The following is a 23,511-nucleotide window of genomic DNA, read 5'->3' as shown; positions in this document are numbered from 1 at the left end:
GTCAAAGCAGCCCGACTTTGACAAGCATCGCGTGCAACCGCACGTGTTCTTCGTCGACAAACTTGCCGAACTCATCGCCGGTTAACACGGACGGCGACCACGCGTTGGTTTGAATGTTGTCCTTCCAGGATTGGCTGTTGGATGCCGCGACGACGGCGTCGGTCAATTCTTTACGTTGCTCCGGACTCAGGCCTGCGGCACCGTACACACCGCGCCAGTTGCCAATGATCACGTCATAACCTTTCTCTTTGAGGGTCGGTGCATCAATGCCGGGCACACGCTCCGGCGCGCCGATGGCGAGCACGCGGAACTGGCCGTTTTTGATGTATTGACCCAGTTCGGCATAACCGCCGGTGATCACCTTGATCTGGCCGCCCAGCGCCTGGGCAACCACTTCGCCGCCACCGGCGAAAGCAACGTAGTTCACCTTGTTCACCGGGATGTCCATTTTGCCGGCCAGTTCGGCGATGCCGATGTGATCGACCGAGCCTTTGGAGCCACCGCCCCACGTGATGCTGGTCGGCTTTTCTTTGAAGGCCTTGAGCAAGTCCTCAAGGCTTTTGAACTCGGATTCCTTGCGCACCGCAATCACGTTGTACTCCGTGAACAATCGGGCAATCGGTGTCACGTCCTTCAAGGTGATTTGCGGTTTGTTCTGTTCAATGCCCGCGACCATGATTGCGCCCACCACCAGCAACGCATCCACATCGCCCTTGGTGCTGTTGGCAAACTGCGCCAACCCCAGCGTTCCGCCAGCCCCGCCCTTGTTTTCGAAGGTGGCGGATTTGGCGACTTTGGCCTCGATCATGGCTTTGCCCAACTCGCGGGCGGTCTGGTCGTAGCCGCCACCGACGGAGCCCGGGGCCATGAACTTGACGGTGTCCAGCGCCAGCGCGGGTGTCGAGAGTGCGGCAGCGGTAATTGCCACGGCAGCGGCGTAATTGAAGCGACGGAACAAAGCGAACATGAGCGGTCTCCTGATCTTGTTTTTGTCGGTGTCGGTTGAATCTCGCTCAGGAGCAACCCCTACTCACTGAACATGCGTCTGTGAACAAGCGTAGGCCATGGTTTTGATTGAGGACGTCTTGTTGCCCAGATAGCCCTCTACCATGGGCTGCTTACGTATAAGCCTCCACCACCCACTTCACTTTCACCAGCGCTTGCCCAAGCGTATTCATGTCCACCGAGCCCAGCGCCAATCGCAGGGCGTGCGGCACATGGAGCGAAATCGCAAAGGGTTCGGCGGTGGACACCGAGACCTGCTCGCGCATCAGAGCCACAGCAATCTGGTCCGCCCGAGCGTCTTCCGACAAGGGTAGCCACAGAAAGTAGGACGACGGGTGGCGAATCACCGCCAGTCCGCTCAGCGCCTCATCGGCCAGCTTCTGTCGCGCCTGTGCGTCTTCGCGCTTTTGCGCTTCGAGCCGCGTGACGGTGCCGTCGTCGAGCCAGGCGCAGGCGATGGCCGTCATGACACCCGGGGTGTTCCAGGTGGTCGCCCTGATTGTGCGTTCGAGTTCGGCGACCTTTTGCGCAGGGGCCGCGATGAAGCCAACGCGCAGGCCGGTGGCGACGTTTTTGGAAAAACCGGACACGTAAATCGTCCGCTCCGGGGCCAGCTCCGCGATGGGCGGCGGCGCGTCTTCGGCGAGAAATGCATAGGCGCCGTCTTCGATGATGTGCAAGTCGTGCTTGCGAGCAATCGACACCAGGTGTTCGCGCTGCTCAGCCGCCATCACCCAGCCCATCGGGTTATGCAGGGTCGGCATGGTGTAGACCGCGCGCACTGTCCGCCGGCGGCACAGGTCCTCCAGCGCCTGCAGATCCGGACCGTGTTCCGTGACGGGAATGGGCACGATTTCAAGGTGCAGCGTGGCGGCCAGCACTTTGAAACCCGAATAGGTCAGCGCGTCCGCAGCGATTACGTCACCGGGTCGCAACAACGCCATCAGCGTCACCGCCAGACCATGTTGAGCGCCGCTGACAATTAACACGTTGTCGGCTTCGACCGTCAGGCCACGGCTGCGCAAATGTCGGGCGATGGAGGCGCGCTCATGCGCACGTCCGCAATGGGGCTGGTAGCGCAGGTGCGATTCCAGGTCGCCGGACAACGCGAGTTGGCGCAAGGCATTGCGCAACAGGTCGGCCTGCCCCGGCAGCGCGGGATAGTTGAAGTTGAGGTCGATCACCCCCGGCGCAACGTCCGGTTGATCGATGCCGTGGCTGGGCGGCAACGAGGTCTCCCGGACAAAGGTCCCGCGCCCGGTTTCACCGCTGACCAGCCCCATCGCTTCCAGCTCGGCATACACCCGGCTGGCCGTGACCAGTGCCAGGCCTTCGCTGGCGGCCAACTGACGGTGCGTCGGCAAGCGTGTGCCGGGCTGCAAGCGCCCCGAGTGAATATCGGCGGCCAGGGTGTCCACCAGGGACTTGTATCGGGAGCGTGGCATCGTGGGATGTATCCATGACAATTTTTTGATTGTTCTTAATCCTGGCTCATAGGATGCCGTTCACGCAACCTGACACGGAGACGCCACATGGAAAGGACCTCAACGCTCAACAGACCGACGCTGGACAAGCACGCCAGCGGGCTGATCAATGGCTTCATCGGCGTGCTGATTTTCAGCGGCTCGCTGCCCGCCACCCGCGTGGCCGTGCTCGAATTCGACCCGGTGTTCCTGACCGTGGCCCGGGCCACCATCGCCGGCGTGCTGGCGCTGTGCATGCTGGGGCTGTTCAAGGAAAAGCGCCCGGCGCGTAGTCAAATCTTGCCTTTGTTCATCGTGGCGTTGGGAGTTGTAGTCGGCTTTCCGTTGCTGACGGCACTGGCGTTGCAATACGTGACGTCTGCGCATTCCATCGTCTTCGTCGGCCTGCTGCCGCTCGCCACGGCCGCGTTTGGCGTGTTGCGTGGTGGTGAGCGTCCTCGACCGGCGTTCTGGTTTTTCTCGGTGCTGGGCAGTTTGCTGGTGATCGGCTTCGCCGTTTCCCAGGGGCTGACCGCGTCGCCTGTCGGTGATTTGCTGATGCTGTTGGCGATTCTGGCGTGCGGTTTGGGTTATGCCGAAGGCGCCAAACTGTCCAGAAAATTGGGCGGCTGGCAGGTGATTTGCTGGGCGTTGGTGTTGTCGCTACCGCTGATGGCCGCGCTGACGGTGTGGCGGATGCCCGTTTCATTTTCCGGAATCACGATGTCTGCCTGGCTAAGCCTGGCGTATGTGTCGCTGTTCAGCATGCTAATCGGTTTCGTGTTCTGGTATCGCGGGCTGGCGCAGGGCGGGATTGCGGCGGTGGGTCAGCTTCAACTGCTGCAGCCGTTTTTTGGCCTGGCGCTGGCGGCGACGCTGCTGCACGAACAGGTCAGCCTCGGCATGCTCGGGGTGACGGTGGCAGTAATCTTCTGCGTGGCAGGCGCGAGAAAGTTCGCCAAATAAAAGTGTACTGCGGCTTGCGATCACGGCTGTACGGGGCGAGCCGCACAGCGGCCATGATAAAAATAGCGCTCTCGTTCCCGGAGACTCGCCATGGACCTCGCCACCCTCACCCTTTTCCTGCCTGCCTGCTTTGCCCTGAACATGGCGCCCGGCCCGAATAACCTGCTGTCGGTCAGCAACTCGACGCGCTACGGCTACCGCACGTCCTGCGTGGCCGGGATCGGTCGATTACTGGCGTTCGCCGGCATGATCGCCCTCGCCTCTGCGGGATTGGCCGTGGTGCTGCAAACCTCCGAAATGCTGTTCTACGGGATCAAGATCGTCGGCGCGGCGTACCTGTTTTACCTTGCCTGGCAATTGTGGCGCGCCGACCCTGGTGCCGAGCGCGCTGACACCCGGCCCCCCGTCGGCGTGCTGGCCTTGGCGCGACAGGAGTTTCTGGTGGCGGCCGGCAACCCCAAGGCCATTTTGATCTTCACCGCGTTCCTGCCCCAGTTTGTCGACCCGACCCGCGCGGTGACGCCGCAGTTTGCGCTGCTGGGCGCGCTGTTTCTGATGCTGGAATGGATTGCGATCTGTGCGTACGCCTACATGGGGCTGCACATGCGTCGCTGGTTCGCCGAGCCGCGGGGCAAGCGGATTTTCAACCGGTGCTGCGCGGGGTTGTTGTCGGCGGCGGCTTCGGTGTTGTTGATGGCGAAGCGGTCGTGAACAACCGCGGGACGATGGTTCTTTAAGCACGACATCGCCCCCTTCCCGCCTTTGCATCTGAGAAATGTTATTCCCCCATCCAAACTTTTCGCTTCGCTGGGCGTCATCTCTTTAACGCTGCCGACATGGCCTTGCAGCCCCGACAAATGACCTCAGCCAAGGATCGCCGATGACCTTTCTCATTTTTCTTCTCGCCTGCGGTGCCGCCGCAAGCACAGGCTTCTTTTTCAAACCGGGCCAGTGGTACGAATCGCTGGTCAAACCCGGTTTTACCCCGCCCAACTGGGTGTTTCCAGTCGCCTGGTCGACGATCTACCTTTTGCTCGCCTGGGCCGGGTACCGGTTGACCCTGATACCTGGCAGTCAGGAGGTGTTGGCGTTATGGGCGGCGCAGATTGCGTTGAATACGTTGTGGACGCCGGTGTTCTTCGGCGCGCAGCGCATTTTCGCCGGCATGGTGATCCTGACGCTGCTCTGGCTGGCGGTCGCGGTGATGGTGGTGATGGCGTTGCAGCTGGATGTGATCACTGGCTTGATTCTGCTGCCTTACCTTCTGTGGCTTTGCGTCGCCGCCGCGTTGAATTTTTCCATCTTGCGCAATAACCGCTGATGACGAATTTCAGCGAGGGGATCAAATCGCCTTGGCCTGCTGACGAGCGTGCGTTGGCGCAAGTGTGCGATTTCAACAAGAAGCTCGCCTGGTTGCCACGCTTTCGTATCCGCAATCGCCTCATGCCTCGATTGATCCAGACCTTGCTGCGCGCCAGTCAAATCGGCGGTGCCAGTCAATTGCTCAAGCATGGACTCAAGGCGCAAAGAAAGGTGATTGAGGTGGACGACGCTTCAGTGCCCGTTCGGATCATCCGGCCAAAAGGCAAAGCAAAGGGCGTCGTGCTGGATTTCCATGGCGGCGGTTGGGTGATTGGCAATGCGCAGATGAATGACAACTTCAACGTGGCCATGGTGAAGTCGTGCAACGTCACGGTCGTCTCGGTCGATTATCGGCTTGCCGTAACGACGCCGATTGAGGGCTTGATGGAGGATTGCCTGCGTGCCGCGCGCTGGCTACTGAATGACAGCTGTGAAGAATTTACCGGCCTGCCCGTTATCGTCGTCGGTGAATCGGCGGGGGCTCATTTGGCTGCGACAACGTTGCTGGCGCTATCACCCGACTTGCTTCAACGGGTGAGCGGTGCGTTGTTGTATTACGGCGTCTACGATTTGACGGGAACGGCGAGCGTGCGTGCGGCGCCTCCTGAAACGCTGGTGTTGGACGGCCCCGGCATGGTTGAAGCGTTGCGCAGGCTGACGCCGGACCTGAATGACCAGCAACGCCGGCAGCCTCCCTTGTCACCGCTGTATGGCGACTTTACGGGTTTCCCGCCTGCGCTGATGTTTGCCGGTGAGATGGATCCCCTGAGAGACGACACACTCGAATTAGCCGCTCGGTGGATGAAATCGGCACCGGTTGAGGTGCATGTGTTGGCGTCATGTCCACACGGGTTTATTCATTTTCCGACCGCCCTGGCAGATAGCGTGCTTGCGTATGGCCGTGAGTGGATAACGGCTCGGATCAATGCGCTGGCAGACGCCTAGCGGTGTTGGCGAGGAAGCAAGCTCCCCCGCCAACGTGATGCAGCGATTACTTAGGCGGAACGAAGTTATCCAGCATTCGATTCACCGCCAGCTCCCCCAACATGATGACCTGCTGCAACGCCAGCACGTTACTGCGATGAGTCCCCTCTAGCGATGCCGCCACGTTGCTGGCCATGACACTGGCCGACGCCATGTTCTCGCACGTTTGAACCAGCAAGGTTTCATGGTCGACGTCTGGGGCAATCATGTAAATGGTGCTGGGTTTACGAGGGGTGTTGTTCATGAGCGCAGCCGGGTTGAGATAGAAGTTGAGCGCGCGTTCGGCGGCGTCGTGGAGTTTTTTGGGGTCGAGGGATTCGTACGGGGACACTGAATCGGCGGTTGGCGGATCGGTATCTGGCGAATCGGTGTCCGGCGGGTTGGGTGTGACCTTGAACATTGATGAAACTCCATGTGGGATTGTCGGAGCCATCTCCCTCGCTACCAAACGAAGGGTGGTGGCCATACGAAGGTTGGTAGACCGGCCCACATGGAAAATCCGGCGCGCCCGAAGACGCCCTGCGCATGGCCACCATTAAAACGCATGCCAAAAAGCAGCATCTGCATAAGGTGACGCTATGCGTCATGTGGACAAACGGGCTACCAAACCCGGTCACTGATATTCAGCGACACGGAAACGATAAGCCCCGAGCCACAGACGCACAAGCCGGCGGATTCTCTCTGAACCGTAGGTAACGGCGCAAGGTTTTGTAGCCTTTGGGACGTAACACCAAGTGTTTTTAAACGCGCTTCGTTAAACGCGTGAAAAGCTTAAAAAAAAACAAAGAAACGTCCGACATTTTTCAGAAAATGATCGAATCCTATCGAGTGGCCGGTTTGATGCCTTGAAGTTCGCTTGACCCCGAATGGAGTTCCTACCTGAGCGGCTTGAGGATACTTAAGGCTGATCAGTCGACGGCCCTTTGAGCTCAACCTGATTGCCATCCGGGTCAAAGCAATACAGCGACAAGCCATAACCCTCAGCACCAAAGCGCTTAGCCGCCTTCGCCGCTGTCAGACCAAACAATTGCAAGTGACTGACCAGTGCCACCTCATCAAAGGGTTCGATGCGCAGGCAGACATGGTCGAGGTTACGCCCTTCCTGACCCGCGGCAGCCCCGCCCTTGCGCCCGAGTTCACCGTCCAGGCTGACGAGGTCGATCATGGAGGTCCCGGCGCGCAAGTGCACCAGCCCCAGATCGTCGCGGCGCTTGACCAGTTCAGCGCCGAATACCTGCGCGTAAAACGTGATACTGCGCTCCAGGTCCTGAACGCGCAGCACGATGTGATCAATGTGTTGAATCGTGAACGGTGGCATGAAATCGGTTCCTGAAGGGCTACATGACCGGTAACCCGAACACTGTAGCCTAGGGCCTCAAAAATTCACTGTCGATTTTCCGGTGGAGTCACCGCCCCCAGGGTTTTATGCTCAGCCCATGAACATACAAACCGCTTTGCTGCCGCCCCACGCCGAAATGGTTCGCGCCATGCTCGAACGCGACACTGCCTACGAAGGCGTGTTCTTCACGGCGGTGAAAACCACCGGGATCTTCTGCCGCCCCGGCTGCACGGCGCGCTCGCCAAAACCGGAGAACGTTGAGTTCTTTGCGCACGCCGATGAATGCATGGCGGCGGGTTATCGCGCGTGTCTGCGCTGCAAACCGCTGGACGCAGCGGCCATCGCGCCAAGCTGGGTGCAGACGCTGCTGAAGTCGGTGGACGCCGATCCCGAGCAGCGCTGGACCGATGCCCAGTTGCTGGCCGAGGGCATCGAGCCGCTGAAGTTGCGGCGCTGGTTCAAGCAGCATTTCGGCATGACCTTCCACGCCTGGCTGCGCACCCGCCGCCTCGGCATGGCGCTGGGCGGGATCAAACAGGGCGATTCCATCGACAGCGCGGCCTTCGATTCGGGTTATGAATCCCTCAGCGGTTTTCGTGACGCGTTCCAGAAGTCGTTCCACATCACCCCGGGCCGGGCGGCGCAGAGTGAGCCACTGCTCTTCACCCGCCTGACCACACCACTGGGGCCGATGATTGCCATGGCCGAGCGGCGTGGGCTGGTGTTACTGGAATTCCTCGACCGCCCGGCATTGACCCGTGAAGTCGAAGAACTGCAGAACCGTTATGGCTACGCGGTCGCGCCGGGGCATAACGCGCATTTGCAACAAATCGAAGCCGAACTGGCGCAGTACTTCGCCGGCAAACTCAGCGAATTCACCGTTGCGCTGCACACGCCCGGCAGCGAGTTCGCCCGGCAGGTCTGGGCTGCACTGGCACACATCCCGTACGGCCAGACCAGCACCTACGGCAGCATCGCCAGACTACTGGGCAAGCCCGGCGCCAGTCGTGCGGTGGGCCTGGCCAACGGACACAATCGACTGTCCATCGTGGTGCCCTGCCACCGGGTGATCGGTGCAGACGGCTCGTTGACCGGCTATGGTGGAGGACAACCGCGCAAGGCGTTTCTGCTCCGGCTGGAAAACGCCGCGATGCAGATGACCCAGCAACTGGCGTTCTGATTGCCTCAATCGTCATAAGGAAGGACTTCGATGGACAAGCAATTCCACCAACTGCACCACGAAGGCTTGTTGATCCTCACCAACGTCGCCGACGCCACCGGGGCGCGCATCGTCGAGCAACTGGGCTGCAAAGCCGTCGCCACCAGCAGCGCGGCGGTGGCGTGGGCCCATGGTTATGCGGACGGCAACGCCCTGCCCCTTGAACGTCTGGTCTCGACCGTCGAGTCCATCGCCCGGGTGATTTCCGTGCCGTTGACCGTGGACGTAGAGGCCGGCTATTCCGATGACCTGACGCGTGTCGCGCAGGTGATTGAGGCGGTGATTGCTGCCGGGGCGGTCGGGATCAATATCGAGGACGGCGCGTCCTCGCCCGAGTTGCTGGTGCGCAAGATTGACGTGGCGCGCAGAGTGGCTGATCAACGCAATGTGAAGCTGTTCATCAATGCGCGCACCGATGTGTACCTCAAGGGATTGGTGCCGGCCGAAGATCGCGTCGCCGAAACCCTCAAGCGTGCCGCGCTGTACCAAGCAGCAGGTGCCGACGGGTTGTTCGCGGCGGGTGTTTCGGCGGAGTACGAGATCGCTGCATTGTGCCAAGGCACCACGCTGCCGGTGAACGTGCTGGGGCTTGCGAGCCTGCCTTCACCTGAAGCGCTGAAAGCGTTGGGCGTGCGGCGTTTGAGCGCCGGTTCGGGCATCGCCGAATTTCTGTATGGCGCCATGGCTGGGCTGGCCAAGGGTTTTCTGGAAACCGGCAAACTCGACAGCAGTCACCTCAAGGCTTTGACATACGGTGAAGTGAACGCCCTGCTCAAAACGGCCGGGAACGCTTGATCGCCATGCCCGATCCTTATCGGCCCGCAACCGAATTTCTGGCGGCCCTCGACGCAGACTGGGCGCGCCACATCGCCGCTGTTGGCCCATGCCTGCATCAACCGCATGCGGCTCGCGATCCGTATGAGTCGCTGGTGCGGGCGATTGCCTATCAGCAACTGCACGCCAAGGCCGGGGATGCGATTGTCGGGCGGTTGCTGGCGTTGTTTCCGTCAGTGACGTTTCCACGGCCGGAGCAGATCCTGGCGACCGGGTTTGATCAATTGCGCAGTTGCGGGTTTTCGGCGGGCAAGATCGCGACCATTCAGGGGATTGCCCAAGCGACGCTGGATGGCGTGGTGCCCGACTATGCGACGGCGCTGGCCATGGACGATGAGGCGTTGATCGAGCGTCTGATCATCTTGCGTGGGGTTGGGCGCTGGACGGTTGAGATGTTGCTGATCTACAGCCTTGAGCGGCCGGATATCTTGCCGGCCGATGATTTTGGCGTGCGTGAGGGCTATCGGCGGCTGAAGGGGCTCGAGGTGCAGCCGACGCGCAAGCAGATGGTGGAGATCGGGTTGGGGTGGAGCCCGTATCGGACAGTGGCGGCGTGGTATTTGTGGCGAGTGCCTACCCGATAGACCGAGTCATCGTTCTTCGCGAGCAAGCCCGCTCCCACATTTAACCGAGTTCTCCCAGAAGAATGCGGTCAAATGTGGGAGCGGGCTTGCTCGCGAAGGCATTTAACCGAGTTCTCCCAGAAGAATGCGGTCAAATGTGGGAGCGGGCTTGCTCGCGAAGGGGCCGGCTAACTCACCCCATCACTAAGGGCCAATCACAACCCCGACTTCAACCGGCTAAACGCCCGAATCAACGCCCGGTTAAACGCCTTCCCATTGTCATTCTTGCTATACAACGAAGCCCTCACCTGCGCCGACGGGTACGTCCCCGGATCATCGCGAATCGCCGGATCAACCAACCCGTCCGCCGCCGTAATCGCATTGGCGTAGTGAATGGTGTCCGTGATCGGCGCGATCACTTCAGGTGTCATCAAGTAATCCATCAACGCCAGCCCCGCCTCGGGGTGCGGCGCGTCCTTGGGAATGACCATGGCATCAAACCAGATCAACGTGCCTTCCTTGGGGATCTGGTACTTCAGCGTAAACGGTTTCTTCGCCGCTTCGGCCTGCCCCGCCGCGATGGCCACGTTGCCGTTCCACGACATCGCCACGCAGGTGTTGCCGTTGGCCAGGTCGCTGATGTTCAGGTCATTGTCGAAATAGCGAATGTACGGCCGGATCTTCGCCAATTGCTGTTCGGCCAGTTTCAGGTCATCGAGGCTTTGGCGGTTGATGTCCAGGCCCATGTACTTCATGACCGCCGCGAATACTTCGTTGGGATCGTTGAGCAGGCTGACCCCGCAATCGGCAAATTTCGACACCACGGCCGGGTCGAACAGCATCGCCCAACTGTCCCGTGGCGCGTCGGGCAGGCGCTGCTTCACCGCTTCTTCCTGGTAACCGACGCCGGTGGTGCCCCAGGCATAAATGCCGGCGTAACGATTGCCCGGATCGAACACCGCCATGTGCTGGCGGAACTCCTCGCCGACGCCTTGGAAGTGCGGCGTTTGCTTGCGGTCCAGCGTCTGGATCGCGCCGCTCTGGATCGCTCGGGACAGATGTTGACCCGCTGTCAGCACCAGGTCATAGCCACTTCGACCGGTGAGCAATTTGGTCTCGACGGTTTCCAGTGAGTCAAAGTGATCGGCGACCACATGGATGCCGGTCTGTTTCTCGAAATTGGTCAGCGTATCCGGTGCCAGGTACTCGCCCCAGATGTACAGGTTGACCACCGGTTTGGCGGTGTCGGCGGCCTGCACACACAGGGGTGCAAGCACCAGCATTAACGCTTGAGTCAGTTTGTGCAGGCCCATGTTCATACTCCCTTTTTGTTGCTGGCAGGCGCGGCGTACTGAGGCATGGTGATGCAAGCCACGTTGCCGCCACCCAACAGGATTTCCCGAGAGTTTTCGATACCGACGATTTTGTGCTGCGGGAACAACTCGGCGAGGGTCGCCATCGCAGCCTGATCGTTGCGATCACCAAACAGCGGCACCACGATCGAGGTGTTGCCGGCGTAGTAGTTGATGTACGACGCGCAGATCTGTGTCCCGGCCTGCCGCGTGTGCGTGCTGTCCTGCTGATCCAGGCCCTCGGCTTCTTCAGCAGTCCACTCCAGCACGTCGGGCTGCGGAAGTTTGTGCACGATCAACTCGCGGCCACGGCTGTCGCGGGTGCTGCGCAGGATGTCGTAGGCCTCTTGATAGATTTCCCATTGCGGGTCATCGCGGTTGTCGGTCCATTGCAGCACCACTTCACCGGGGCGCACGAAGCACGCGAGGTCATCGACATGGCCGTCGGTTTCGTCGAACTTGCAGCCCCGTGGCAGCCAGATAACTTGCTCGGCACCGAGGTAATCGGTCAGGCGCCGCGTGACTTCCGCTTTGCCCAGATGCTGGTTGCGATTACGGTTGAGCAGGCATTGTTCTGTGGTGAGGATGCTGCCTTGGCCGTCGCTCTGGATGCCGCCCAGTTCGGCGATCAGCGGTGCGCGATAGCGGTCGAAACGTTCGATTTCGAGGATTTTGCTGGCGATCTGATCGTCTTTGTCCCACGGGTAGTACAAACCACCGTCGAGACCGCCATAGGCGTTGAACTCGAAGTCGACGCCACGCACTTCGCCGCTATCGTCGTTGACCACAAAGCACGGCCCGCTGTCGCGAAACCAGGTGTCGTTGCAGGTCATTTCCACCACGCGCACTTGCGGCGGCAACTGCCGGCGGGCGGTGGCGAACTGCGCGGCCGAGGCGCAGACGGTGACCGGTTCGCTGTGCGAGATGGCGGTGACGATTTGCACCCAGACTTTCTGCGCCGGCTTGGCGCCGTTGCGCCAGACGTCGGTGCGCTCCGGCCAGCCGAGCCAGCAACCGGACTTGGTTTCGAATTCGCCGGGCAGACGGAAACCGTCTTGTTTGGGGGTGGAATCGAGCAAACGTGCCATGGTCAAACCTCATCAGCGGGGATTGGAATGACCACAGGCTAAGGTCGCTGGCGCCGTCCTCGCCAACGATGATTATTTCGGGATAGTTGAATTCAACTCATCAAACGATCAACTGATCGTTGAACCATTCCAGCATCTGCGCCACCGCCGGACGCTCCAGCCGCACCCGCTCGCACACCAGTGCGTATTGGCCGAGGGCGGTCATGCTCGAGGTGAAAGGCCGGACCAGGCGCCCGCTGAGTAAATCCTCCTGCGCCGTCAGGTTATCGCCCATGGCCACGCCCTGCCCTTGGGCCGCGGCTTCCAGCGCGAGGCCGGCGTGAGCGAAATACAGCTGTCGTTCGGGGCGTTGATCACCGGCATGGCTGGTCAGCCAAGCGGTCCAGGTCTTGCCGTCCTGATCGTCGTGCAGCAGGCAATGACGGGCCAGATCCCTGGGAGTTTTCAGCGTGCCCTGATTGAACAGGCCGGGGCTGCACACCGGGAAGAACTGCAACGCCGGCAAGGGCCTGACGAAGTACGCGCTGCTGTCCACCGGACCGGTGCCGTAGGTGATCGCCAGGTCGATGTCTTCACCCGGCGCCGTGCCGTCAATCGGTTGTTCGTACAGGTGCAGGGTGATGTGTGGATAGCGCGCGTAGAAATCCGTGAGGCGGCTCATCAGCCACTTTTGCGCTAGCTCGGCGGTAACAGCCAGGCGCAACACCGCCAGCGATGACGGATCGCGCAGCTCATCGCAGGCATCGCCGATCAGTTCGAAGGCTTGCTGCAGGCTTTGCATCAGTCGACCGGCGGCCATGGTCGGGCGAATCTGCCGGCCTTCGCGGATGAACAGCGAAACGCCGAGGTGTTCTTCGAGCTGGCGGATTTGATGGCTGACGGCGCTGTCGGTGACGCACAACTCGGCGGCGGCCCGGCCGAAATGCGCGTGGCGGGCGGCGCATTCGAAAGTTCGCAGTGCGGCCAGTGAGGGTAGTCGTCGCATGAGTCAGCCTTGAAGATTAAGGCCTCCATGCTGCCTTGGCCATTTGCGGGCGTCTAGCGGGACTGCGTGCGGTTTTGCCGCTGGCACGGTCGCCGGCAACGTGCTGGCCTCTCACTTCTCGGTCAACTGCCTGGCGCCCGCCGTTGGTGAAGTGTTCTTCGCTCGCGGTCGGGTGGTGAAGGCCGGGAAGAAGCAGGTATTCGCCCGCGCCGAGCTGTTTGCCCGGAGCGGTGATCAACTCAAACTGGTGGCGACGGGTGATGCGATTCTGGTGCCGGTCTAGTCTGTCTGGATAAAACCCAGTCCGATCGGAGGTTGCCATGCAACTCGAAGGTTCCTGCCATTGCGGTGCGGTGTCGTTCAGTTTGAACAGCGCCCACCCCTACCCTTATCAGCGTTGCTACTGCTCGATTTGTCGCAAGACCCAGGGCGGCGGCGGGTTTGCGATCAACCTCGGCGGCGATGCCGGAAGCCTCAAGGTTCGCGGTCGCAAACACATCGCGATCTACCATGCGCGCATGAAAGATGAAGGCGATAAACGTGCGCACAGCAGCAGCGCCGAGCGGCATTTCTGCTCGCTGTGTGGCACGGGACTGTGGCTGTTCAGCCCTGAATGGCCGGAGCTGATCCACCCGTTCGCATCCGCCATCGACACGCCGCTGCCGGTACCACCGGAGCACACGCATTTGATGCTCGGTTCAAAAGCACCGTGGGTGGAGATTGAGGTGCATGCGGGTGATCAGCAGTTCGAGGTGTATCCCGAGGAGTCCATTGCCGATTGGCATGAACGCCTCGGCTTGAGCCGCTAAGGCGCTTTAACCGTCAGGCCGCAGCAGGCACACCGCTGTGGAAACGGAACTCCACGTCCGGTGACTCGATCAGTTCCTGCTCGGCCGCGCGCACCTTGTCGATCACTTGGGCGATGTCCTTTGCGTCGCCGTACTGGTAGGCCAGCTTCAGGTAACCCTGGAAATGCCGGGCCTCGCTTTTCAGCAGGCCGAAGTAGAACTTGCCCAGTTCTTCGTCCAGATGCGGCACCAGTGCCTCGAAACGCTCGCAGCTGCGGGCTTCGATGAAAGCCCCCACCACCAGCGTATCCACCAGTTTCACCGGCTCATGGCTGCGCACCACTTTGCGCAGGCCCGAGGCGTAGCGCCCGGCGGACAACTGGCGCAGCTCGATCTTGCGCTTTTTCATCAGGCGCATGACTTGCTCGTGGTGCACCAGTTCTTCCCGGGCCAGACGCGACATCAGGTTGATCAGGTCGACGTGGGAGTGATACTTGGCAATCAGGCTCAGCGCCGTGCTGGCGGCCTTGAATTCGCAGTTCTTGTGGTCGATCAGCAAGGTTTCCTGATCGGCCAATGCGGCCTGCACCCAGCCGTCAGGGGTACGGCAGCCGAGGAACTCGTGAATTTCGGGAAGGATCATGGGGCTCACGGATAAATGGTCAAAACGAAGGGCGCCGATTATACCGGCCTGCCGGCAGACCACCAGTCGCCAACCGTTGATATGCATCAAGTACCCGGTTGGCGAGCAGCAACTATAGTTGTGCAACGCCGTGCTTTTTAGCCGTTTATGGAGATCCCGATCATGCAAGCCATTCGCAGCATCCTGGTGGTCATCGAACCCGAACACTCGGAGAGCCTGGCGCTCAAACGGGCCAAATTGATTGCCGGAGTGACCCAGGCGCACTTGCACCTGCTGGTCGGTGACCGCAAACATGACCATAGCGCTATGTTGGGCGTGCTCAAGGCAGCGTTGTTGGCGGACGGCTTTAGCGTCACCACCGAACAGGCCTGGAACGAAAGCCTGCACCAAACGATTATCGATGTGCAGCAGGCCGAGGGCTGCGGGCTGGTGGTCAAGCAGCATTACCCGGACAGCCCGCTGAAAAAGGCGCTACTGACCCCGGATGACTGGAAACTGCTGCGTGAATGCCCGACGCCGGTACTGCTGGTGAAAACGGCCGGTTCCTGGAAAGACAAAGTCATTCTGGCTGCCATCGATGTAGGCAACAGCGACGGCGAACACCGTCACCTGCACAACACCATCATCGATCACGGCTATGACATCGCCATTCTGGCCAAGGCGCATCTGCACGTAATCAGTGCGCATCCGTCGCCCATGCTGTCGTCGGCCGACCCGACCTTCCAGCTCAAGGAAACCATCGAGGCACGCTATCGCGAGCAGTGCAAGGCATTCCAGGCGGAATTCGACATCGACGATGCGCATTTGCATATCGAGGAAGGTCCGGCGGATGTGTTGATTCCGTTCATGGTGCACAAGCTGCAGGCGGCGGTGACTGTGATTGGCACCGTGGCACGGTCGGGGTTGTCGGGGGCGTTGATCGGCAATACGGCGGAAGTGGTGCTGGATTCGGTGGAGAGTGATGTGTTGGTGCTCAAGCCGCAGGAGATTGAGGATCACCTTGAGGAATTGGCTCAGCATTGAGATGGGCGGTGTCGGATCTGACGCCTTCGCGAGCAAGCCCGCTCCCACATTCGATCGCATTCCACTGGTGGAACTCGGTTAAATGTGGGAGCGGGCTTGCTCGCGAAGCTTTCAGGCGCCGAAGGCGTCTTTTAGAAAGCCCGGCGCGATGTACCGTTGGTAATGCGCCTCAGACAGCAAAAAGAATTCCCGATCAATGGCATCACGCAATTCCGGCAGGTTCCAGTCACGAAACTCCGGCATCAGCACCATCCCGTACGCCTCCAGGTTGTTGATCACCCGCGCCCCACGGGCAATCAGCTGATACGCCCAGCAATACTCCGACTGATGCGGCACAAAGCGAATCTTGCGTTGCTCCAGCTGCAGACGCAGGCGCTGGGCGTCGAAAACCTCCAGCTTGCTGGCCATCACCTGGGACAACAATTGCTCAAGACGCAGCCATACCGCGCGCTTCTCCTCCTCGTTGTAACCATTCCAGTTGATCACTTCGTGGTGGAAACGCTTGCAGCCACGGCACACCAGGTCACCGTAAACAGTGGAGCAGAGGCCGACGCAGGGAGTCTTGATGGTCTGATTGGGCATAGGTAGGCAAAACACGGGAAAGCAGAACAGGCGGGCATGTTAGCCCTTTGTCTAACATTCATCACCCCTCAAAGTTCAGGGGCTAACTTACCTTTAATTTTTTTTTGCCGTAGAATCAGCCAGCCTTTTAAGGCGCCAATGTCCGTTAGAAGCTGTTTTCAAAGCGTCACGAGCACAGTCGTTCCTTCAGAGCGGTGTTGGCGAAGGGTTTTTCCAGCGGGGAAAAGCCCAACGCCAACCCTCATCAGCTCCCGTTCTGCAGGCGTAAAACTTTGAAAGCAGCTTCTGTAAGGAATTGTCGGTAATTCTGGCTAAGTGGCCCACAACGCCACGCAGCGCATGAGTACGGCAATTTCGGGATGAGCGTCCCGGACACCCATTTGGGACCACTGATGAGGGTAATAACTGTGCTTGAAGCCTACCGCAAACATATCGAAGAGCGTGCAGCACTGGGTATCGTTCCCCAGCCGCTTAACGCCGAACAAACTGCAGGCCTGGTCGAGCTGCTGAAGAATCCCCCGGCTGGCGAAGAAGCTTTCCTCGTTGACCTGATCACCAATCGCATTCCACCTGGCGTGGACGAAGCAGCCTATGTCAAGGCTGGTTTCCTGTCCGCCCTGGCCAAAGGCGAAGCAACCTCCCCTCTGATCGACAAGAAGCGCGCTGTTGAACTGCTCGGCACCATGCAGGGCGGCTACAACATCGTGACCCTGGTTGACCTGCTCGACAGCACCGAACTGGCTCCAGTCGCTGCCGCTCAACTCAAGCACACCCTGCTGATGTTCGATGCGTTCCACGACGTCGCTGAAAAAGCCAAGAACGGCAACGAACACGCCAAGGGCGTGCTGCAATCCTGGGCTGACGGCGAGTGGTTCCAGAACCGTCCGACCCTGGCCGACAAGATCAGCCTGCGTGTGTTCAAGGTCACCGGCGAAACCAACACCGACGACCTGTCCCCTGCCCCGGATGCCTGGTCCCGCCCGGATATCCCGCTGCACGCCCTGGCCATGCTGAAAATGGCCCGTGAAGGCATCGTGCCTGACGTCCAAGGCGTGACCGGCCCGATGAAGCAGATCGAAGAAATGCGCGGTCAAGGCTTCCCGATCGCCTACGTCGGTGACGTGGTCGGTACTGGTTCGTCGCGTAAATCGGCAACCAACTCGGTACTGTGGTTCTTCGGTGACGACGTTCCTCACGTTCCGAACAAGCGTGCTGGCGGTTTCTGCTTCGGCAGCAAGATCGCTCCAATCTTCTACAACACCATGGAAGATGCCGGCGCCCTGCCCATCGAGTTCGACGTTTCCAACATGCACATGGGCGACGTGATCGACCTGTATCCGCATGCTGGCAAAGTCTGCAAACACGGCACCGACGAAGTCCTGACCACCTTCGAAATGAAGACGCCGGTGCTGTTGGACGAAGTTCGTGCTGGCGGCCGTATCCCGCTGATCATCGGTCGCGGTCTGACCGACAAGGCGCGCGCTGAACTGGGCCTGGGCCCAACCGATCTGTTCAAACTGCCAGAAGCACCTGTCGACACCGGCAAGGGTTTCACCCTGGCACAGAAAATGGTCGGCAAGGCGTGCGGTCTGCCAGAAGGCAAAGGCGTTCGTCCTGGCACCTACTGCGAACCGAAAATGACCACCGTCGGTTCTCAGGACACCACCGGTCCTATGACCCGTGACGAACTGAAAGACCTGGCGTGCCTGGGCTTCTCGACCGATCTGGTGATGCAGTCCTTCTGCCACACCGCGGCTTACCCCAAGCCGATCGACGTGACCACCCACCACACCCTGCCAGACTTCATCATGACCCGCGGCGGCGTTTCCCTGCGTCCGGGCGACGGCATCATCCACAGCTGGCTGAACCGCATGCTGCTGCCGGACACCGTCGGTACCGGTGGTGACTCGCACACCCGTTTCCCAATGGGCATTTCGTTCCCGGCCGGTTCCGGTCTGGTTGCGTTTGCTGCGGCCACCGGCGTTATGCCGCTGGACATGCCGGAATCGATCCTGGTGCGTTTCAAAGGCAAGATGCAACCGGGCGTCACCCTGCGTGACCTGGTTCACGCCATTCCTTACTTCGCGATTCAGGCTGGCCTGTTGACCGTTGAGAAGAAAGGCAAGAAGAACGCCTTCTCCGGCCGCATCCTTGAAATCGAAGGCTTGGACAACCTGAGCATCGAACAGGCTTTCGAGCTGTCCGACGCCTCGGCTGAACGTTCGGCTGCCGGTTGCACCATCAAGCTGTCGAAAGACTCCATCACCGAGTACCTGAACTCCAACATCACCCTGCTGCGCTGGATGATCGGCGAAGGCTACGGCGATGCACGTACTCTGGAACGTCGCGCCCAAGCGATGGAAGCCTGGGTTGCCAACCCTGAGCTGATGGTTGCCGATGCTGACGCCGAATACGCTGAAATCATCGAAATCGACCTGGCCGACATCAAAGAGCCTGTGCTCTGCGCGCCAAACGACCCGGACGACGCCCGTCTGCTGTCCAGCGTTGCTGGCGAGAAGATCGACGAAGTGTTCATCGGTTCGTGCATGACCAACATCGGTCACTTCCGCGCGGCCGGCAAGCTGCTGGATCAGGTCAAGGGTCAGCTTCCAACCCGTCTGTGGCTGTCGCCGCCGACCAAAATGGACGCTCACCAACTGACCGAAGAAGGCTACTACGGCATCTACGGCAAAGCCGGCGCGCGCATGGAAATGCCGGGCTGCTCGCTGTGCATGGGTAACCAGGCACGTGTAGAGCCGAACTCGACTGTTGTGTCGACGTCGACCCGTAACTTCCCGAACCGTCTGGGTGACGGCGCGAACGTCTACCTGGCTTCGGCCGAGCTGGCGTCCGTGGCGTCCATCCTGGGTCGCCTGCCGACCGTCGAGGAGTACATGGAATACGCTGGCAAGATCGACAGCATGGCGGCCGATGTCTACCGCTACCTGTCCTTCGACCAGATCGCCGAGTTCCGTGAAGCTGCTGCGAACGCCAACATTCCAGTGGTTCAAGCGTAACGCTGCAACGCCATGAAAAACGCCGCCCATCGCGAGATGAGGGGCGTTTTTTTATGCCTGCTACATGGCTATGCCCTTACACAAATCCCTTGTGGGAGCGGGCTTGCTCGCGAAGGCGGTGTGTCAGCCGGCCTCATTGTTGACTGATCCACCGCCTTCGCGAGCAAGCCTGCTCCCACAGGGTTATGGGTAGGTCTTGAGGGCTTGTTGCACCGCACCATCCACGCTCAGGCCGCTGAGGATCACCTGTGTCTCCTTCACTTGCGGCAACGCCGACAATGCCATTTGCGCCGAATCCTTTAGGCGGGCCAACACCAACTGCTTCCCCTCCCCCCGCACCCGCACAAAAAACACCTGCAACGCTTCAATACTGGTGCCATCCAGATCCGGCGATTCCTCCAGGCTGAGAACCACCGAATGAATCGGCGTCTGCGAATGGCGGATCAAGTGCAGCGTGCTGCCCAGAATCCGCTCGACGTTGGCAAAGAACAACGCCTCCCCCGGCCGGACGATCAACACCCCAGGCACCACTTGCGCCGTCGGATGGAGTTGCAGATCCACAAAGTCGTGGCCGCCATCGATGCGCCCGAGGATCTGAATGTCCGCCGCCGACAGTTGCTTGAGCATCAACACCACACTGATTGCCACCGACAGCAGCAACCCGTCCAGCACACCCAGCACCAACACGGCGGCCACCGCGCAGATGACCAGCAACCGGTCACGCCGCCAGATGAAATAACGTCCCAGCGGTTGCAGGCTCAAGCCTCGGGCCAGGGCATGGATGACGATGGCGGCGAGAATCGGCTCCGGGGTCAGGGCAATAAAGGGCAACACGGTCAAAACGATAAGCAACACCACCAGCGCCGCCACGCCTCCGGCCAGTCGCGAAGTAGCTCCCGCCGCTTCATTAGCCGACGTTGCCGAGTACCCTGCCCCCGCCGGCATCCCATGGAACAAACCGGACAACAAGTTGGACGCACCCAGCGCCAGCAGATCGCGGTTCGACGAGATCCGGTCGCCGTGCTTGAGCGCGTAGGCGCTGATCGAGCCGTAAGACTCCGCGTACAGGATCATCACCATCGCAAAAGCCAATTCACCCAGGCGCAACCAGTCAGTAAACGGCAACACCGGCAGCTTCGGCACTTCCAGGCTCAGATCGATCACGCCGATCAACTTCACGCCATACGCCGGCAGGTTCAGCCATTGACTCGCCGCAATCCCGATCACCACCACCAACAAGCCGCCCGGCAAGCGCCGAAACCTTGCAAACAGCACCAGCAAGGCCAACGCCACGGCGGCGACACTCGCCGCCACCCAATTCCATTGCGGCAGTTGCTCCAGCAGTTGCGGCAGAAAACGCACCAGATTGCCGTCGCTCAGGTGCACACCGACCACACTGGCGACTTGCTTGAGGATGATGGTCAGCGCCAGGCCAAAGGCAAAACCACGCAGCACCGGTTTTGCGATGAACGAGGTCACGCTGCCCAACTTGAACAACCCGGCCAACAAAAAGAACGCGCCGGTCACCAACACCAGGCCGATGGCCAGGGTCGAGCGCAATTGCGGATCGCCGTTGGCCAGCGTTGCGGTGGCGGCTGCCAACACCGCTGCCGACGAGGATGTCGCCGAGACAATGGCGAAACGGCTGGTACCGAACAGCCCAAAACACAGCAAACCGGCAAACAAGGCGATCACCCCGGCTTGCGGGGCTACGGCGGCGATGCTGGAGTAAGCGACCGCTTCGGGCAGCAACAGGCCGGCAATCGACAACCCGGCCAACAGGTCCTGCCAGCGATTGGGTTGGTCGGTGAGATTTGGGGGTGAGGCGCTGGGCAATCCGGTGTCTCCAGGCGAAAAAAAACCGCTGCACGTATCACGTGCAGCGGCCACTGTAGCTGTCAATCCGGCGCTGCGCGAGCAGGCCGAACGATCACGCGGTCAGCGAGTAGATCAACGCTGTAATCGCCACCAGGCCCACCGCCGTCACGAAGACGTTGGACGCCTGCCCACGATAACGCGCCATCGCCGGCACCTTGCGGATCGCGTACATCGGCATCAGGAACAGAATCGAGGCGATGACCGGACCACCCAGGGTTTCAATCATCCCGAGAATGCTCGGGTTCAGTGTCGCAACAATCCAGCACACCACCAGCATGAACGCAGCGGTCATGCGGTCCAGGGTCTTCGGCGCCGGGCGCTTGCCGCTTTTGACGATCAGGCCTTTAAGGCCTTCGCTGGCACCGATGTAGTGGCCCAGGAACGACTTGGAGATGGCCACGAAGGCAATCAACGGTGCCGCGAAGGCGATGGTCGGGTTGCTGAAGTGGTTGGCCAGGTACGACAGGATCGACAGGTTCTGTGCCTTGGCTTCGGCCAGTTGTGCCGGCGACAGGGTCAGCACGCAACTGAAAACGAAGAACAGCACCATTACCACCATCAACAGGTGGGCGCGGGACAGGATCTGCGAGCTGCGCTCTTCGGCGTGTTCGCCGTAACGGCGCTTCTGGTCGACCGCAAACGCCGAGATGATCGGCGAATGGTTGAACGAGAACACCATCACCGGAATCGCCAGCCACAAGGTGTGCAGCAGCGCCGATGGTTCAGGCAGCGTGCTGGCGGTGCTCAGAATGCCGCCGTTCCAGTGCGGAATCAGGAACACCGCCAAAAACAGCAGAGCAACGATGAACGGATACACCATCAGGCTCATGGCCTTGACGATCGCCTGTTCGCCGCAACGTACCACCGCCAGCAGGCCGAGAATCAGCACGAACGACAGCACCGCGCGCGGGGGCGGCATGATGTGCAGTTGATGCTCAAGGAAACTGCCCACGGTGTTGGTCAGCGCCACGCTGTAAATCAGCAGGATCGGGAAGATCGCAAAGAAGTACAGCAAGGTGATCAGCGCACCGGCCTTGATGCCGAAGTGTTCTTCCACCACTTCGGTGATGTCCGCGCCTTCGCGTCCGGACAGCACGAAGCGGGTCAGGCCACGGTGTGCGTAGAAAGTCATGGGGAACGCCAACACTGCCAGGACCAGCAACGGCCAGAAACCGCCCAGCCCTGCATTAATCGGCAAAAACAGCGTGCCGGCTCCGATGGCCGTGCCAAACAGGCCCAGCATCCAGGTGGTGTCATGACGATTCCAGCTCGAAAGAGTCGCTGGTGCCGCCGCTACATAGCGTTTGTCGACGCTATTGGCCTGATCATTCATCCGGTGGGATCTCCGCATTCCGGTCAGTTGCTACCCGGCCAGGACGAGTCGGAAAAACCCGACAGGCAGCGCCCTGGACGAAACAGGGGCGCGATTGTCCGGGATTAATCAACAGAAGCAAAGACTTAGGTGAAGAATGGTTGTGCGGATCAGTGTTCGGGAGGTAACGCAGGAGTCTGATGCTTGCCTGACTAACGTCCCGCCCGACGACTGCGGTGTGCCAGTCGACCGCCCTGCTGGATGCCCCATCGCAATCGAGAACAGACTCGGTCCCACAGGTTGTTTCATCGCCGAATAGCAGCAGCCTCTTGATAAAGGACAGCTGTCATGTATTTTTTACCCACCGACCTTTTCTCTGGAGTCATCCCATGCCACTGGTTCGTGTCGACATCAAAAAACACCAGGACCCTACATTCGCCAAACCCACCTTTAGACCTGTGAGCCACTGATGCCCCGAGTTTCCCGCAAGCAAGCCGACTTCAACCGCGAAATCATCGTCGAGGCTGCCACGCGGCTGTTTCGCGAGCGGGGCCTGCACGGCATCAGTGTCGTCGACGTCATGGGCGCCGCAGGCCTCACCCATGGTGGCTTCTATGGGCATTTCGAGTCCAAGGAGGCATTGGCGCAGGAGGCGAGTGGCCGGGCGTTCGAGCAGTCGGCTGAACGCTGGCGGGAACGAATCGCCGCCCATGTCGACGACAAAGACGCCGCCCGTCGTACGCTGATCGAGCCTTACCTGTCTCAGGAAAGCCGCGACAACCCCGGTGACAGTTGTCCGGTGGCCGCTTTTGCTGGAGACATGTGCCACGAAGCGGCCGACAGTGGTTTGCGTCGGACCTTCATGGAGGGGCTCAACCAACTGCTGAAAGCCTATGGATCGCTGCTGGATTCAGGCGATGCCAAGGCTGATCGGCAGCAGGCGCTGGTGGAGTATTCGCTGATGGTGGGCGCCCTGACCCTTGCTCGCGCCAGCCGCGGTGAGGCGGTATCGGATGAAATTCTCGATGCTGCGCGCACGTTTCTGACTTCAAAGAGTTCATCAAACTGAACATCCGCGTGTGCGACTGTTGGCCGTTGCTAAACTGTT

The 23,511-nt window shown here is 60.4% G+C and carries 23 protein-coding genes; 12 read left to right on the top strand and 11 right to left on the bottom strand.

All coding sequences use genetic code 11. From position 1 onward, the window contains the following. Position 1: 1 nt before the first annotated feature. Together EAH78_RS25245 and EAH78_RS25240 are read right to left on the bottom strand one after the other, a co-directional pair. A complete protein-coding gene (locus EAH78_RS25245) occupies positions 2-967 on the bottom strand; it encodes a tripartite tricarboxylate transporter substrate binding protein (protein ID WP_140670059.1) in 966 nt (321 codons plus the stop codon). Positions 968-1,118: 151 nt separating this feature from the next. After that, positions 1,119-2,450, bottom strand: coding sequence for a PLP-dependent aminotransferase family protein (locus EAH78_RS25240; RefSeq protein ID WP_140670057.1), 1,332 nt, complete (start codon positions 2,448-2,450; stop codon positions 1,119-1,121). A gap of 87 nt (positions 2,451-2,537) precedes the next feature. Between EAH78_RS25240 and EAH78_RS25235 the strand changes: the two genes are divergently transcribed. The 4 genes from EAH78_RS25235 to EAH78_RS25220 all read left to right on the top strand — a co-directional run bounded on the left by EAH78_RS25235 (position 2,538) and on the right by EAH78_RS25220 (position 5,741). Then, entirely contained in the window at positions 2,538-3,434 is an 897-nt protein-coding gene (locus EAH78_RS25235) for a DMT family transporter (protein WP_140670055.1), read from the top strand. 90 nt (positions 3,435-3,524) lie between these two features. Next, positions 3,525-4,145, top strand: coding sequence for a LysE family translocator (locus tag EAH78_RS25230; RefSeq protein WP_140670053.1), 621 nt, complete (start codon positions 3,525-3,527; stop codon positions 4,143-4,145). Positions 4,146-4,314: 169 nt separating this feature from the next. Beyond that, positions 4,315-4,755 (top strand): tryptophan-rich sensory protein TspO, encoded by a 441-nt coding sequence (tspO, locus tag EAH78_RS25225; protein WP_140670051.1) that lies wholly within the window; start codon positions 4,315-4,317, stop codon positions 4,753-4,755. Continuing rightward, positions 4,755-5,741, top strand: a complete 987-nt coding sequence (locus EAH78_RS25220; protein WP_140670049.1) for an alpha/beta hydrolase — start codon at positions 4,755-4,757, stop codon at positions 5,739-5,741. The genes tspO and EAH78_RS25220 overlap by 1 nt, the downstream gene beginning before the upstream one ends. Positions 5,742-5,787: 46 nt before the next feature. Here EAH78_RS25220 and EAH78_RS25215 read toward each other — a convergent pair whose 3' ends face one another. Together EAH78_RS25215 and EAH78_RS25210 are read right to left on the bottom strand one after the other, a co-directional pair. Then, positions 5,788-6,180, bottom strand: a complete 393-nt coding sequence (locus EAH78_RS25215; protein ID WP_140670047.1) for a DUF6124 family protein — start codon at positions 6,178-6,180, stop codon at positions 5,788-5,790. Positions 6,181-6,678: 498 nt separating this feature from the next. Continuing rightward, on the bottom strand, positions 6,679-7,098 hold the full coding sequence (locus EAH78_RS25210) for a VOC family protein (RefSeq protein WP_140670045.1): 420 nt from the start codon (positions 7,096-7,098) through the stop codon (positions 6,679-6,681). Positions 7,099-7,216: 118 nt separating this feature from the next. Between EAH78_RS25210 and EAH78_RS25205 the strand changes: the two genes are divergently transcribed. The 3 genes from EAH78_RS25205 to EAH78_RS25195 are packed head-to-tail and all read left to right on the top strand — an operon-like array spanning position 7,217 to position 9,756. Then, complete coding sequence (locus EAH78_RS25205; protein WP_140670043.1) at positions 7,217-8,299, top strand: bifunctional transcriptional activator/DNA repair enzyme AdaA; 1,083 nt, start codon at positions 7,217-7,219, stop codon at positions 8,297-8,299. A 30-nt stretch (positions 8,300-8,329) separates the two neighbouring features. Next, a complete protein-coding gene (locus tag EAH78_RS25200; protein WP_140670041.1) occupies positions 8,330-9,133 on the top strand; it encodes an isocitrate lyase/PEP mutase family protein in 804 nt (267 codons plus the stop codon). Positions 9,134-9,138: 5 nt separating this feature from the next. Continuing rightward, positions 9,139-9,756, top strand: coding sequence for a DNA-3-methyladenine glycosylase family protein (locus EAH78_RS25195; RefSeq protein WP_140670039.1), 618 nt, complete (start codon positions 9,139-9,141; stop codon positions 9,754-9,756). 194 nt (positions 9,757-9,950) lie between these two features. Here EAH78_RS25195 and EAH78_RS25190 read toward each other — a convergent pair whose 3' ends face one another. The 3 genes from EAH78_RS25190 to EAH78_RS25180 all read right to left on the bottom strand — a co-directional run bounded on the left by EAH78_RS25190 (position 9,951) and on the right by EAH78_RS25180 (position 13,160). Further along, on the bottom strand, positions 9,951-11,048 hold the full coding sequence (locus EAH78_RS25190; protein ID WP_140670037.1) for an extracellular solute-binding protein: 1,098 nt from the start codon (positions 11,046-11,048) through the stop codon (positions 9,951-9,953). A 2-nt stretch (positions 11,049-11,050) separates the two neighbouring features. Continuing rightward, positions 11,051-12,175, bottom strand: coding sequence for an agmatine deiminase (gene aguA / locus EAH78_RS25185; protein WP_140670035.1), 1,125 nt, complete (start codon positions 12,173-12,175; stop codon positions 11,051-11,053). A 100-nt stretch (positions 12,176-12,275) separates the two neighbouring features. After that, a complete protein-coding gene (locus tag EAH78_RS25180; protein WP_140670033.1) occupies positions 12,276-13,160 on the bottom strand; it encodes a LysR substrate-binding domain-containing protein in 885 nt (294 codons plus the stop codon). 100 nt (positions 13,161-13,260) lie between these two features. On the opposite strand from EAH78_RS25180, the gene EAH78_RS25175 reads away from it, so the two are divergent. Both EAH78_RS25175 and EAH78_RS25170 read left to right on the top strand, forming a co-directional pair. Next, positions 13,261-13,443: a hotdog domain-containing protein gene (locus EAH78_RS25175; protein WP_240051939.1), complete on the top strand. Its 183-nt coding sequence runs from the start codon at positions 13,261-13,263 to the stop codon at positions 13,441-13,443. A 37-nt stretch (positions 13,444-13,480) separates the two neighbouring features. Beyond that, entirely contained in the window at positions 13,481-13,969 is a 489-nt protein-coding gene (locus EAH78_RS25170) for a GFA family protein (protein WP_140670031.1), read from the top strand. Between the two features lie 13 nt (positions 13,970-13,982). Here EAH78_RS25170 and EAH78_RS25165 read toward each other — a convergent pair whose 3' ends face one another. Continuing rightward, positions 13,983-14,591 (bottom strand): tRNA-(ms[2]io[6]A)-hydroxylase, encoded by a 609-nt coding sequence (locus EAH78_RS25165; protein WP_046032069.1) that lies wholly within the window; start codon positions 14,589-14,591, stop codon positions 13,983-13,985. A gap of 162 nt (positions 14,592-14,753) precedes the next feature. Here EAH78_RS25165 and EAH78_RS25160 point away from each other — a divergent pair, with 162 nt between their 5' ends. Then, the gene (locus tag EAH78_RS25160; protein ID WP_140670029.1) at positions 14,754-15,614 is read left to right on the top strand and encodes a universal stress protein; all 861 of its coding nucleotides are present in this window, start codon (positions 14,754-14,756) and stop codon (positions 15,612-15,614) included. 111 nt (positions 15,615-15,725) lie between these two features. On the opposite strand, the gene EAH78_RS25155 is transcribed toward EAH78_RS25160, so the two are convergent. Next, positions 15,726-16,196, bottom strand: a complete 471-nt coding sequence (locus EAH78_RS25155; protein ID WP_123435652.1) for a DUF1289 domain-containing protein — start codon at positions 16,194-16,196, stop codon at positions 15,726-15,728. 407 nt (positions 16,197-16,603) lie between these two features. Between EAH78_RS25155 and acnB the strand changes: the two genes are divergently transcribed. Next, positions 16,604-19,213 carry a bifunctional aconitate hydratase 2/2-methylisocitrate dehydratase gene (acnB, locus tag EAH78_RS25150; RefSeq protein ID WP_140670147.1) on the top strand — a complete coding sequence of 870 codons (2,610 nt, stop codon included), beginning with the start codon at positions 16,604-16,606 and terminating at the stop codon, positions 19,211-19,213. A 183-nt stretch (positions 19,214-19,396) separates the two neighbouring features. Here acnB and EAH78_RS25145 read toward each other — a convergent pair whose 3' ends face one another. After that, positions 19,397-21,049 (bottom strand): SulP family inorganic anion transporter, encoded by a 1,653-nt coding sequence (locus tag EAH78_RS25145; protein WP_140670027.1) that lies wholly within the window; start codon positions 21,047-21,049, stop codon positions 19,397-19,399. Positions 21,050-21,143: 94 nt separating this feature from the next. Continuing rightward, a complete protein-coding gene (locus tag EAH78_RS25140; RefSeq protein ID WP_027923347.1) occupies positions 21,144-22,424 on the bottom strand; it encodes an HAAAP family serine/threonine permease in 1,281 nt (426 codons plus the stop codon). 448 nt (positions 22,425-22,872) lie between these two features. Here EAH78_RS25140 and EAH78_RS25135 point away from each other — a divergent pair, with 448 nt between their 5' ends. Continuing rightward, positions 22,873-23,472: a TetR/AcrR family transcriptional regulator gene (locus EAH78_RS25135; RefSeq protein WP_140670025.1), complete on the top strand. Its 600-nt coding sequence runs from the start codon at positions 22,873-22,875 to the stop codon at positions 23,470-23,472. Positions 23,473-23,511: the final 39 nt, after the last annotated feature.

It is taken from the genome of Pseudomonas arsenicoxydans (assembly GCF_006438915.1).
Classification (GTDB): Bacteria; Pseudomonadota; Gammaproteobacteria; order Pseudomonadales; family Pseudomonadaceae; genus Aquipseudomonas; species Aquipseudomonas arsenicoxydans_A.
The sequence above is the reverse complement of the archived record's forward strand: the minus strand, read 5'-3'. Positions and strand labels throughout refer to the sequence as shown.